The following is a 12,549-nucleotide window of genomic DNA, read 5'->3' as shown; positions in this document are numbered from 1 at the left end:
ATCATTCGAAGAGGTGGTTTCATTGGAGAAAATAAATATAAGAAAAAGAGATAAGTTAAGAAAGTTTTTTAGAGAACAAAATTATTTGGCGGTATTACTTGGATTTGCGTTATTGTTCATTAATATTTTATTGCTAACAAAAATATCATTTGTTTTTACACCGTTTATCGTATTTTTAAAAACAATTTTCTTCCCAGTACTATTAGCAGGCGTGCTATTCTATATTTTACATCCATTCGTTTCGCTTTTAGAAAAGAAAGGTGTTTCAAGAATCGTATCGATAGCTTCCATATATTTAATCGTACTAGGATTATTTGTATTTTTAGTTGTAACGGTTATCCCTATTATTAAAGATCAAATTGATGCATTAATTGATAACTTACCGTATTTTGGCCATGAGATTGAACAAGCAGCACGTAGATTCGGGGAAAGTAATTTACTCGGTAAAATTCAAGAGAATTTAAATATTAATGTTGCGAATATGGTAAAAGAATACACAGTTGATTTTACAAAGTCATTATCATCAGTAACTGGGAATGTAACTGGATTTTTGAGTACTGTTACAGAGGTTGTTTTAACATTTGTAATGGTTCCATTTATATTGTTCTATCTTTTAAAAGATGGTGAGCAATTGCCGAATCACTTTTTAAAGTTTATTTCAGAGCAAAGACAACCAGCAGCAATGAGAATACTAGATGATATGCATTATGCGATTAGTTCGTACATTAGAGGGCAAATTATAGTTAGCTTGTTTATCGGTATTATGCTATTAATCGGTTACCTTATTATCGGTATTAAATATGCAGTACTACTCGCTATTTTAGCGATGATTGTAAATATCGTTCCGTACGTAGGACCAATTATCGCAATTACACCAGCGTTAATTATTGCGTTTATTGATTCGCCAGGGATGGTTTTAAAGGTAATTATTGTAATGATGGTTGTACAATTAGCAGAAGGTAAATTTATTTCTCCGCAAGTTATGGGTAAGAAGTTAGATATTCACCCAATTACAATCATATTTATCATTTTAACTGCCGGAAACTTATTCGGGATTATGGGCATTATTTTAGCCATTCCAGGATATGCGATATTAAAAGTGTTAGTTACACACGGTTATAGATTTGTTAAGTTGAATACATGAAAAAAAGAGCTAAAACAGTGGGAACTGTTTTAGCTCTTTTTTATTAACAATTCATTTGCATATTGGCGTGCCCATTGATCCGCTTCCAATATAGCATCAAGTGAAGGATCTTTTACATTATGATGAGCTTCAACTGTTTTGTAAATTGTTTTTTCAATATCGAAAAAGGCAATTTCATTTTTTAAGTATAGTGCATTCGCAATTTCATTTGCTGCATTTAATACAGCGGGAGTAGTACCACCGATTTTGCCACATTCATATGCGTATTGTAGACAAGGGAACTTCTCTAAATCTGGTTTTTTAAAATGTAAACTACCGATTTCTAATAAATTTAATTTTTCATAGGAAGAAGGTAGCCGAGTAGGATAGTGAAACGCATATTGAATCGGCATTCTCATATCAGGAGCACCGAGCTGTGCCATAACTGATCCATCAATAAATTCTACTAAAGAATGAATGATACTTTCTTTATGAATCATTACATCAATTTTTTCATACGGAATATCAAATAGCCATCTCGCTTCCATTACTTCAAAGCCTTTATTCATTAATGTGGCAGAATCAATCGTTAGTTTTGCACCCATTAACCAGTTTGGATGTTTTAAAGCGTCCTTAGCTTGTAATGTTTGCATTTCTTCACGTGTTTTATCACGAAAAGCACCACCGGAAGCTGTTACAATTAACTTCTCAATCTCTTTATTATTTTCTCCGTTTAAACATTGGAAAATAGCTGAATGCTCACTATCTACTGGAATTAAGCGACATCCGTTTTGTTTCGCTAGTTCAGTTACGATATGTCCAGCTGCAACCAAAGTTTCTTTATTAGCAATAGCGATATCTTTCTTCGCTTTTAATGCTTCAATTGTTGGGAGTAATCCTGAAACACCTACAACAGAGCTTAATACAAGATTTGAATCAGGGTGAGTAGCTACTGCAATTAAGCCATCAGTCCCGTGTGTGATTTTTGTATTTGCTGAAATACGCGTACGAAGCTTGTCTGCTAAGTCTTTTGTCGCAACGCTTACAATACGAGGTTGAAACGTTTTGATTTGTTGCTCAAGAAGATCGATATTATAATTTGCGGTTAAACCGACGATTTTAAAATGTTCTGGATGAGCTGAAACGACATCTAATGCAGATGTGCCGATGGATCCTGTTGAACCTAAAATTGATATATATTTTACCATGAAAAAACCTCCAAAGTTGTTTCGAATATTTCTGCAAACCTATATAACATTAGACAATTGAAGTGGAAATTCCTGCTATATAAAATAGAAAATTAGGATTTGTTTGGAAGTGAAATGTGATAAACTGTAAAAAATAACGAAAAAGCAATGAAAGAGAAGAGTACATATTCGAAACTTTTTAGAGAGCTGATGTGTGGTGGAAATCAGTAAGGGATGAATATGGAATGGGCTCTGGAGCTTCTAACTGAAATGAGTAGGTAAAGACGGTTACTTCACGTTATTGAAGTATGAAGTGAGCTAATGATAGCTAATTAAGGTGGTACCGCGGGAGCCTCTCGTCCTTTTTAAGGATGAGAGGCTCTTTTTATTTTGAGAAAGGAGGAGTTAGTGTGAGTGAAAAAATAATGTTAACAGGAATTAAGCCGACAGGTTATCCGCATTTAGGAAATTATATTGGTGCGATTAAACCTGCATTGCAAATGTCAAAGAATAATGAAGGAAAAGCATTGTACTTTATAGCTGATTATCATGCATTAAATGCTGTTCATGATCCAGAGAAGTTCAGCAGTTATACGAAAGAGGTAGCAGCTACTTGGTTATCGCTTGGACTTGGGGAAGATGTTGTTTTTTATCGGCAAACAGAAGTATCGGAGATTCTAGAATTAGCTTGGATTTTAGCTTGCCTAACTCCGAAAGGTCTTATGAACCGTGCTCATGCGTATAAAGCGAAGGTGGAGCAAAATAAAGAAGCGGGTTTAGAGGTAGATGCAGGAGTGAATATGGGATTATATACGTATCCGATTTTAATGGCGGCGGATATATTACTATTTCAAGCTACTCATGTACCAGTTGGGAAAGATCAAATTCAGCATATTGAAATTGTACGTGATATTGCGACGTATTTTAATCATACATTAGGCACGACATTTACACTTCCGGAGTATGTAGTGCAAGAAGAAGGAGCAATATTACCAGGACTTGATGGAAGAAAGATGAGTAAAAGTTACGGGAATGTAATCCCATTATTTGCAGAGAAAGAAAAACTACGAAAGTTAATATTTAAAATCAAAACAGATTCTTCACTTCCAAATGAATCGAAAGAATTAGAAACATTATTTATGATATATAAAGAGTTTGCGATGGAAGATGAAATACAGTCGATGCGTGAAAAGTATGAGACTGGAATCGGATGGGGCGATGTGAAAAAAGAGTTGTTTCGCGTTGTAGACCGTGAGTTAGCTGGACCTCGTGAGAAATATAGTATGTATATGAATGAGCCGAATTTATTATACGAAGCTTTAGAAAAAGGTGCTGAGCGAGCAAAAAAAATCGCGAAGGTAAATTTAGCGGAAATTAAAAAACGGATTGGATTTGAGAGGGGGCGCTGAGCGTTCCCTCGTTTTTCGATATAAATTATTCTTCATATCGATACGTAGAGCAAGGAGTTCGCACTTCTTTTCCGAACTTATTAGTTGCATATATGAAAAAGTATGCTAATATAAGGTTACTTATTAAACGTGTTTAATAAGTTTAATTAAAGGCACTTATTAAAGGTGTTTAATAAGTGAATCTCATTCAATAAAAAAGGAGATGAATGTATGAAAACGGAGAAAGAAAAGATGGTGGCAGGAGAAATGTATATTGCGGATGACGAAGAATTGGTGGCTGATAGGGTGGAGGCAAAACGTTTAACACGCCTTTATAACGAGGCGATGGAGACAGGAGATGAGAGGCGTTTTACGTTATTAAATCAGCTTTTAGGTTCTTCAACTGATGGGAAAGCACAAATTAATCCTGATTTTCGTTGTGATTACGGCTACAATATTCATGTTGGAAAGAGCTTTTTCGCAAATTTCAATTGTGTGATTTTGGACGTTTGTGAAGTTCGAATCGGTGATAATTGTATGTTTGCACCTGGTGTTCACATTTATACTGCTACTCATCCATTACATCCGGTGGAACGAAACTCTGGCAAAGAATATGGAAAACCGGTAAAGATAGGTAACAATGTCTGGGTTGGCGGAGGCGCTATTATTAACCCTGGTATTTCAATTGGAGATAATGTTGTAATTGCTTCAGGGGCAGTTGTGACAAAAGATGTACCTAATAATGTAGTTGTTGGTGGAAACCCAGCTAAAGTTATTAAAACGATAGACTTATAGAAATCGTTTTTTATGAGTGCATGAATAAACAGATGTCGTATCGTATAGAAAAGGTGAAAGATGTTTCATATAAAGAAAAATAGTACGGAAAATCGTACGAAGACATTACTTACTTCTTGAAACGCTCTTTTTCGTATTTGTTTTGCCGGTTTTCTCGTTTGCTGTAAGTTTCTATCATGCCTTTCGAGAGGACTCCCACCTCTAAACGTAAGTGAAGGTGGTGAGGTGAATCGAAAGAAATATTTTATTTTCAAGAAAACAATAGAAACATACGTTCCGTTTTGCTATAATATCCTTAACAAGGAGGTGAATAAAATGACAAAGGAAAATCCGTCAAACTATAAAACTCTTCAAATTTGGATTAAAAAAGGGCATCGTATGTATTCTTATTTTCAAGAATGTTGTCATAACGCTAAGAACATGTACAACACCACAAACTTTTATATACGCCAGGTGTACACTGGATTAACGCAAGAAAAAGAGTTGCAGCCTTTGCAAAAAGAAGTTCTGGATCATATTCATAAAAATATTGGTAAGATGAATGACACACAACGTCTTGCCTATCAGAAGAAATTGGAAAAAGAGAAATTAAAGCCTAAAGAAGAACAGAAAGAGATTACATGTAATTTGTTTTCAGAACCTAATTTTGAAAAACCTTATGTAGATTACAACTTTCTAGATGCACTATTTAAGGCTATGATTCAAAATGATTATCGAGCTTTGCCTACGCAATGTAGCCAGTCAATCATGAAGGGTTTGTTCCAAAATTGGAAATCTTTTTTTGCTAGTTTAAAAGACTATAAAAAGAATCCAAACAAATATGCTGGAACGCCTAGGATTCCAAAGTATATTCGTTCTTCTGAAAAAGAGATTCTGTATACAAACCAAGATTGCATCATTAAAAACGGTAGATTTTTAAAGTTTCCAAAGACGAAATTGCAATTAAATATTGGGAAACTAGGTTTCACTGAAGGTAAACTGAAACAAGTTCGTGTGATTCCAAAATACAATGAATATGTAGTGGAATTGGTAATTGATGTTCCTTCTGAACAACAAATGATTGAAGAGAATGCTCGTTATATGAGTATTGATTTAGGGATTGATAACCTTGCAACCATCGTAACAAACACAGGTATGAAACCTGTCCTTGTTAAGGGCAAACATATCAAAAGCATAAATCAATATTACAACAAAATGAAGAGTCATTTTACAAGCATTCTTAGAAATGGAAAACAAACGAATGAAGGACCTTTTACTTCTAAAAGGATAGAAAAACTTCATCAAAAACGTTACTTGAAAATAAAAGACGTCTTCCATAAAGTTAGTCACCATATCGTAAAACTAGCTCAAGAAGAAGAAGTTTGTAAAATTGTTATTGGTCAAAACAAAAGTTGGAAACAAGAAACGAATATGGGAAAAAGAAATAACCAAACGTTTTGTCATATCCCACATAGTTTATTGATTCAAATGATTACATACAAAGCAAATGCTGTAGGCATTCAAGTTGTTGTAACTGAAGAATCATATACATCGAAAGCAAGTTTTCTGGATAACGACTTCATTCCAACGTATGGAGAAAATGACCAAAATACAACTTTTTCAGGAAAACGAATAAAGCGCGGCATATATCGTTCAGCAAATAAAACTTTAATTCATGCAGATGTAAATGCTGCGGCTAACATTTTACGAAAGGTAATCCCAAATGCATGGACAAATGGGATAGAGGGGTTAGGCGTGAAACAGCTCGCTAATGTGTTAACTCCCCTGACGTTAATCGTCCGTTAGGTCGAAACGTTAGAAACCCCCACTTCAAGCTTTGCTAAGTGGGGGAGTGTTCATTGCTTTAGAAAATGATGTATGATATATTGTCAACGCAACTTATTAAAAGTGTTTAATAAGTATGTTGATTAAGGTGGTGAGCGATTTGAGTGAACAATTTGTTACTCAAAAATCGATTAAAGAGACGATCCTTCGCGGCATTCGTACAGCTCTTCTAGAGCGAGGTAGTGCAACGAAAGTTGAACTTAGTAATACATTAGAAATCAGTTTTCCAACGATAAGTAAATTTATAGAAAAAATGAAACAAGACGGTGAAGTCACTTTAGCCGGTTTAGATGATTCAAGTGGTGGAAGAAGAGCAAAACGATATGAATATAATCCAGAATATATGTTAGGTTTAGCGATATTTTTAGAAAAAAATGAGACGAACTATACAATTTTTAACTGTTTAGGGGAAGTAAAAGAACAAGGCAGTACTTCAAGTGCATTAATCGATACGGGTCTAAGTGTATTGACAGAACATATAGAAAGTCTTATAGCTACGTTTCCAAAGATAAGTTCAATCTCAATTGGTGTTCCTGGTGCTGTCGATAATGGGCGTATTTTCTATATTCCTGGATATGAAAAGTTCCAAAATTTTAATTTGAAAAGTCACTTGGAGGAACTGTTTTCTATACCAGTAGTAATAGAAAACGATATGAATGCTGCAGTACTCGGCTATCATAAAAATACTGGAAACAATGAAAATTCCTCTCTTGTATATTTGTATTCAGGTCAAAATGGCCCAGGTGCGGGGATTATGGTAAATGGAGATGTCGTACGCGGAAGCACATTTTTCTCAGGAGAGATATCTTTCGTCCCGCAGTACGATAATAAAAATTTCTTGCAAGCTTTGAGAAGTGAAGATTCGAATAATCCAGAGGAATATAATATAGATGCTATTACTCGTTTAATAGCTACATGTATAGCTATTATTAACCCTCATGGATTCATCTTCTGTGATGATGAAGTGAACCAAATTGTAATAGATCAGATTGTAAAAAGTTGTCCGCAGTACATTCCGGCAGAACATATTCCGAAAATAACAGTGAGCAACTGGAAAGAAGATTATTTATATGGGTTAAAAAGCCTTGGACTTGATCTTATGATTACGAGAACAAATAAAGAAAATTAAATGTACTGGCAATGAAGCATCCAATTGCCAGTTGAATAACATAAAAAAAGGTGTCGATTATGAAAATTGAACATGTAGCAATTTGGGTGAATGATTTAGAAAGAATGCGTGATTTTTATAAACAGTACTTTGGTGGTGAAGAAAATAGCTTATATCACAATCCGAAAAAGCAGTTTGAATCTTATTTCATAACTTTTGAAGGCGGTGCGCGTCTAGAACTTATGAAGCAGGTAGGGATAGACGAGAAAGTACAAACACAAACAATAGGATATGCGCATATTGCTTTTTCAGTAGATAGTAAAGAAAAAGTGAACGAATTAACTAATACATTAAGAGAAGCAGGATACTCAGTGTTAAACGGGCCGCGTACTACAGGGGATGGTTATTATGAAAGTGTAGTAAGTGATCCTGAAGGAAATCAGATTGAGATAACAATCTAACATTATATTTACTAATAATTGATAAAAAATAAAATTTTGTTGTTCCCCAAAATGTGTACGAGAAACCTATTATTTCTGCAGAAAGGGGGACATAATGTTGAGTGAAATCATTTTTATTTTCTGTATATATCCATTGCTTGTTTGTATTGTTTCAATAGCTGGAGCATATAAAGTAGGTACATTTTATGTGATGCCAATAGTAACATTTCTTATTTTTCTTATGTTAAATGTTACAGTGCACGATCCAGCATTTTTCTTTTGGGTGGGCATGTATACTATTCTTTCATTTATTGTTTCTTATATAACTATCCTTTTTATAAAGGGATATAAAGTTGTAAAAAGAGAGCGTTAATATCATTTTGGGAAAATAGGGATTTACGGTGAACGATAACAACCTCATTTCACGTTGTAATGACGGGAAATGAGGTTGTTTGATTTCTATTTTTTATTGGAGTGATGAAAATCGCGAAGAATCTTCTCAATGACTGGATGAAGAGTACTAGGTAACTCATCAAGCGGAAAGAAACGTAATTCTTTTGACTCAGTTTTATCACATACAAGCTCCCCATAAAATTCTCGGCAAATATAAACAACGAGTACACCGTGTACTTGATCGCCATTTGGATAGATTTGAAAGAAATCTGGCCCTGAGTATGTACGGAATAGTTCTGGATTTTTAATAATAAGTCCAGTTTCTTCATATACTTCTCGCTTTAAAGCGTCTTCTAATGTTTCGTTATATTCTAAAGCGCCGCCAATAATGCCCCAGCGGTTAAAGTCTGTACGGAGCTGCAGTAATACTTCACCTTTTTCATTTACTATAATGGCGTGCGAACCTATTAAAATAAGTGGATGATTTCCTACTAAATTTCTCATGTCTTCAATATAACCCATGTTTTGACTCCTTGTTTTTAATAGTAATTAGGAAGTTCTTTTAACATTCTTTCTGTTTTACGTGCTGTAAAGGCTAAGTTATGATCATCTTTCGTTCTGAAAAATAATGTGCGTAAAAAGGTTTTAATGTTGGCACATAAAATACAATACTCATTAAGCGAAAGGCGTTTTCTAATTTGAGGAAGCCTTTTTATTTTTTTATGAATAATAGAAATTAACTCGTTTTGAGGAAAATCATGATACAGCATTGCTAGTAATGGAGTAACAATGCGTTCATCTTCGTTATTATGAAAAAGGTCAGATGGAATAAAGATTTTATTTAATAAACAATGAATTAATTCTTCGTACCACTCAAAGGTCGTATACGTATTATGAACAATTTCGGTAAAAGCATCAGATATGTGAGCAAGACAATGAGCCCATCCTTTATTTTCGATATAGCCCCGAAAATCCGTTTCTAAGTTTGTGTATGTAATGAGTTTATTTTTTATTTCTTCGATATCCTCCTCTGTACAAAAGTAGTGCGAATTAGCGAATTGGAGTATTAACGCAATTAACGAAACAGTGTAAGAACGTGTGAAAACCCCATCTGTATGTGGGGAGTAAATGTCACAATATAAATACTCATCACTTAAACAAGTTTGCAGAAGTAATTTCAGCTGATCGTCCATAAGGAATTCATGATGAATGAAATGCGCAAAACATTTATATATAAGTTGGTAACGAACGTAGCTATCAGTCGTTCCGATATACTGAAGCATGTTCAAAGTTAACTCATTTACGTCTATATGTTGCAGTTGCGTATAGTCATTTTGTTGTATAAGCTCTAACTGTTGTTGCAATGCTGTAATATCCAATGGAGAACCTCCTCCGCACTTTAAAGATGCGATCTTTTCTAGTATTCTATATATTCAAGGACAATCCTGCTCATGCAAGGAGAACGATTAGAAATTCGAGTATGATATAGATGAGGGAAGAATATGACGACGATAGAACAGTTAGAAAAACATTTTAAAATAAGAAGAAGTGCTTCTTCTATTATGATAAAAGAAAATAATGCAGAGGTTTTTACAGAAGAGCAATTAGAAGAGATGTTGCAATATTGCGTTGCTGAAGCTCAAAAAGATGGATTAGAAAAACTACATTTTGAAATCTCTTCAAAAAGTCCAAATTATGATGTGTATAAAAAATGTTTTGAAACGTATTCATTTGAATATATTACTGAAAACATGATTGTATTTAAAGATATATACGAAGTAGAAGATGCAGAAAGTGAAGTTGATTTTAAGTTAATTGAAGAAGTAGGGGAAGAGGCTTTTTATTCACTGTGGAATGAAGCGACGGGAGAACCAGTCGCTCATGATCAATTTGTGCATATGATGCTACAAGAAATTGGTGAGCAATGGAAAGAACATTGCTTAACAGCGAGTGTCGATGAAGAGCCGATAGGAATTGTAATCCCGCATATTGAAAGAGGTACGTTAGAAGAAGGGAAACTTATGTACTTCGCAGTTACTCCAAATATACGTAACAAGGGATATGAAGCTGCACTATTTGCAGGTGCGATGTTTGTCTTAAAGGAAATAGGTGCATCTTATTATATTGGTGAGACAAATATACAAAATGAGTGGATGAAGGATGTTTTTGAAAAGAACGGATGTCAGTTGCTGAGTTGTACTGAGCGGTATGTGAGGGAGTTTTAAGATATACCCTGGGACACATCTAGTGGGAACCCGTGTACAAATTTTGAACAAGTAAAAGAACTTTTCGCCTGTTTGTAAGATAAAAAGAAAAATGAGAACGACAAAGTAGATATTTGTATAATAAAATAGAGTAAGATTCGACTATAAGAGAAAGCGTTGGTGAAAGAATGGAGCAGCAAAGAAATTGGCTACAAGCAACTGTAGAAAGAATTGAAGATAATACGTTACAAATAAAGTGGGAAAATAATATAGAAGAAGTTCGTATTTATTGGAGTACTTCACCAGATCATATTGAAGAAAATGGAGAACTACTTGCAACTGTAAATGGAGGATTATCATATACAATTGAAAACCCGAGTGAAAATGAACGTCCATATTTTAGACTAGTAGGAAGTAATGGACAAGCAGTGACAGTAGCTGAGCGTAGATTGCCATTACAAGGTGCGTTTAACTTCCGTGATATGGGTGGATATGAAACGACAGATGGACGTAAAGTGAAATGGGGCAAATTATACCGTTCTGAAGAATTAGCAGGACTAACAGAGTGGGATATCGACTATTTACAAAAGTCTGGTTTAAAGTTAATTTGTGACTATCGTACAGACTTTGAGGTAAAGCATAAGCCAAATCCTGAGATTACAGGTGCTCGTCAAGTGTGCTTACCAGTTATGCAAGACTTAGCGAAAGACTTAAATATAAATGAGTTTTTCCAAGTTGGTGACCTTTCTATGTTAGGAAAACCAGGTGAGTATCTTGTGAAAATGAATCAAGATTTCGTAAGTGGTAACGAGGCATTCGTGAGCTTCTTAAACTTAGCGCAAAACCCGGAAAACTTACCGTTAGTAAACCATTGTACAGCTGGGAAAGACCGTACTGGATTTGGATCAGCATTATTATTACTTTTACTAGGTGTACCAGAGAAAACAGTAATGGAAGATTATTTACTAAGTAACGGTTTCCGTGAAAAGTTAAACGAGAAAATGATGGCCTTTTTAGGTGCAAAACTACAAAACGATGAGAGTAGAGCGATATTAGGTGCGATGTTTGAAGCACGTGCTGAATACTTGCAAGCTGCGATTGGTGAAATTCAAAAGCAATACGGATCAGTTGAAGCATACGCTGAAAGGGCTCTTGGCTTTACGAAAGAGTCGTTAGAGGAAATGAAAGAGTTACTGCTGGAAGAAAAGTAAAAAGAAGGGAGGCTGGTTTTAATTAGCCTCCCTTTCTTATTGTTGTTATAATTAAGCTATGAGAATATAGGAGTTGAGAAAAACATCATGAAATACAAAGTTATATTATTCGACGTAGATGATACATTATTAGATTTCCCAAAAACGGAAAGACACGCATTACACAATGCGTTTGTACAGTTCGGCATGCCTACAGGGTATAATGATTATCTTGCAAGCTATAAAGAGATTAGTAATGGATTATGGAGAGATTTAGAAAATAAAATGATTACGCTAAGTGAATTAGCCGTAGAGCGATTTAGACAATTATTTGCAATTCATAATATAGACGTAGATGCGCAGCAATTTAGTGATGTATACCTTGAAAATTTAGGGAAGGAAGTACATCTTATAGAAGGCGCAGTACAATTATGTGAAAATCTACAAGATTGCAAGTTAGGTATTATTACGAATGGATATACGAAGGTGCAACAATCAAGAATCGGAAATTCGCCTTTATGTAATTTCTTTGATCACATTATTATTTCTGAAGAAGTTGGTCATCAAAAACCAGCACGTGAGATTTTTGATTATGCGTTTGAGAAGTTTGGGATTACTGATAAATCAAGCGTACTAATGGTTGGAGATTCGTTAACTTCTGATATGAAAGGCGGAGAAGATTACGGCATTGATACGTGTTGGTATAATCCGAGTTTGAAAGAAAACGGGACAGATGTTAACCCGACTTATGAAGTGGAGAGTCTGCTACAAATTTTAGAAATTGTAGAAGTGGCGGAAGAAAAGGTAGCTTCATTTTAATCATGCTGATATTTGTCGAAAAATCGATATATTGAAAAAATCGTTGATATATTGTGAGTTGTGATAGATATATTTGAA

The 12,549-nt window shown here is 34.6% G+C and carries 13 protein-coding genes and 1 other annotated feature; of the genes, 10 read left to right on the top strand and 3 right to left on the bottom strand.

The genetic code is table 11. The annotated features are described in order from the left end of the window. Positions 1–22 precede the first annotated feature (22 nt). Positions 23–1,144: an AI-2E family transporter gene (locus N2V79_RS15965; RefSeq protein ID WP_000411485.1), complete on the top strand. Its 1,122-nt coding sequence runs from the start codon at positions 23–25 to the stop codon at positions 1,142–1,144. 29 nt (positions 1,145–1,173) lie between these two features. Here the strand turns inward: N2V79_RS15965 and N2V79_RS15960 are convergent, their stop codons facing one another. Continuing rightward, entirely contained in the window at positions 1,174–2,331 is a 1,158-nt protein-coding gene (locus tag N2V79_RS15960; RefSeq protein WP_340720063.1) for a 1-deoxy-D-xylulose-5-phosphate reductoisomerase, read from the bottom strand. Between the two features lie 138 nt (positions 2,332–2,469). Then, positions 2,470–2,677: a binding site (T-box leader), on the top strand. 43 nt (positions 2,678–2,720) lie between these two features. Here N2V79_RS15960 and N2V79_RS15955 point away from each other — a divergent pair. The 6 genes from N2V79_RS15955 (at position 2,721) to N2V79_RS15930 (ending at position 8,238) form a co-directional block, all read left to right on the top strand. Then, positions 2,721–3,719, top strand: a complete 999-nt coding sequence (locus N2V79_RS15955) for a tryptophan--tRNA ligase (RefSeq protein WP_001290880.1) — start codon at positions 2,721–2,723, stop codon at positions 3,717–3,719. Positions 3,720–3,929: 210 nt separating this feature from the next. After that, entirely contained in the window at positions 3,930–4,493 is a 564-nt protein-coding gene (locus N2V79_RS15950; protein ID WP_000845630.1) for a maltose O-acetyltransferase, read from the top strand. 315 nt (positions 4,494–4,808) lie between these two features. Then, positions 4,809–6,278: an RNA-guided endonuclease InsQ/TnpB family protein gene (locus N2V79_RS15945; RefSeq protein ID WP_340720062.1), complete on the top strand. Its 1,470-nt coding sequence runs from the start codon at positions 4,809–4,811 to the stop codon at positions 6,276–6,278. Between the two features lie 139 nt (positions 6,279–6,417). After that, positions 6,418–7,446 carry an ROK family transcriptional regulator gene (locus N2V79_RS15940; protein ID WP_000003038.1) on the top strand — a complete coding sequence of 343 codons (1,029 nt, stop codon included), beginning with the start codon at positions 6,418–6,420 and terminating at the stop codon, positions 7,444–7,446. A gap of 59 nt (positions 7,447–7,505) precedes the next feature. Beyond that, positions 7,506–7,886 carry a VOC family protein gene (locus N2V79_RS15935; RefSeq protein ID WP_000687573.1) on the top strand — a complete coding sequence of 127 codons (381 nt, stop codon included), beginning with the start codon at positions 7,506–7,508 and terminating at the stop codon, positions 7,884–7,886. Between the two features lie 97 nt (positions 7,887–7,983). Beyond that, a complete protein-coding gene (locus N2V79_RS15930; protein WP_001289515.1) occupies positions 7,984–8,238 on the top strand; it encodes a YbeF family protein in 255 nt (84 codons plus the stop codon). Between the two features lie 86 nt (positions 8,239–8,324). Here the strand turns inward: N2V79_RS15930 and N2V79_RS15925 are convergent, their stop codons facing one another. Both N2V79_RS15925 and N2V79_RS15920 read right to left on the bottom strand, forming a co-directional pair. Further along, positions 8,325–8,780, bottom strand: a complete 456-nt coding sequence (locus N2V79_RS15925) for an NUDIX hydrolase (protein WP_063220409.1) — start codon at positions 8,778–8,780, stop codon at positions 8,325–8,327. Positions 8,781–8,797: 17 nt separating this feature from the next. After that, positions 8,798–9,637: a DUF2785 domain-containing protein gene (locus N2V79_RS15920; protein ID WP_000355450.1), complete on the bottom strand. Its 840-nt coding sequence runs from the start codon at positions 9,635–9,637 to the stop codon at positions 8,798–8,800. Between the two features lie 123 nt (positions 9,638–9,760). Here N2V79_RS15920 and N2V79_RS15915 point away from each other — a divergent pair, with 123 nt between their 5' ends. The 3 genes from N2V79_RS15915 (at position 9,761) to N2V79_RS15905 (ending at position 12,471) form a co-directional block, all read left to right on the top strand. Continuing rightward, entirely contained in the window at positions 9,761–10,483 is a 723-nt protein-coding gene (locus N2V79_RS15915; protein WP_000207414.1) for a GNAT family N-acetyltransferase, read from the top strand. 167 nt (positions 10,484–10,650) lie between these two features. Further along, positions 10,651–11,673, top strand: coding sequence for a tyrosine-protein phosphatase (locus N2V79_RS15910; protein ID WP_088022264.1), 1,023 nt, complete (start codon positions 10,651–10,653; stop codon positions 11,671–11,673). A gap of 87 nt (positions 11,674–11,760) precedes the next feature. After that, the gene (locus tag N2V79_RS15905) at positions 11,761–12,471 is read left to right on the top strand and encodes a YjjG family noncanonical pyrimidine nucleotidase (RefSeq protein ID WP_340720061.1); all 711 of its coding nucleotides are present in this window, start codon (positions 11,761–11,763) and stop codon (positions 12,469–12,471) included. Positions 12,472–12,549 lie beyond the last annotated feature (78 nt).

It is taken from the genome of Bacillus sp. CH_70, assembly GCF_038007045.1.
Taxonomy (GTDB): Bacteria; Bacillota; Bacilli; order Bacillales; family Bacillaceae_G; genus Bacillus_A; species Bacillus_A cereus.
This window is presented reverse-complemented; position numbering and strand designations above follow the sequence as displayed.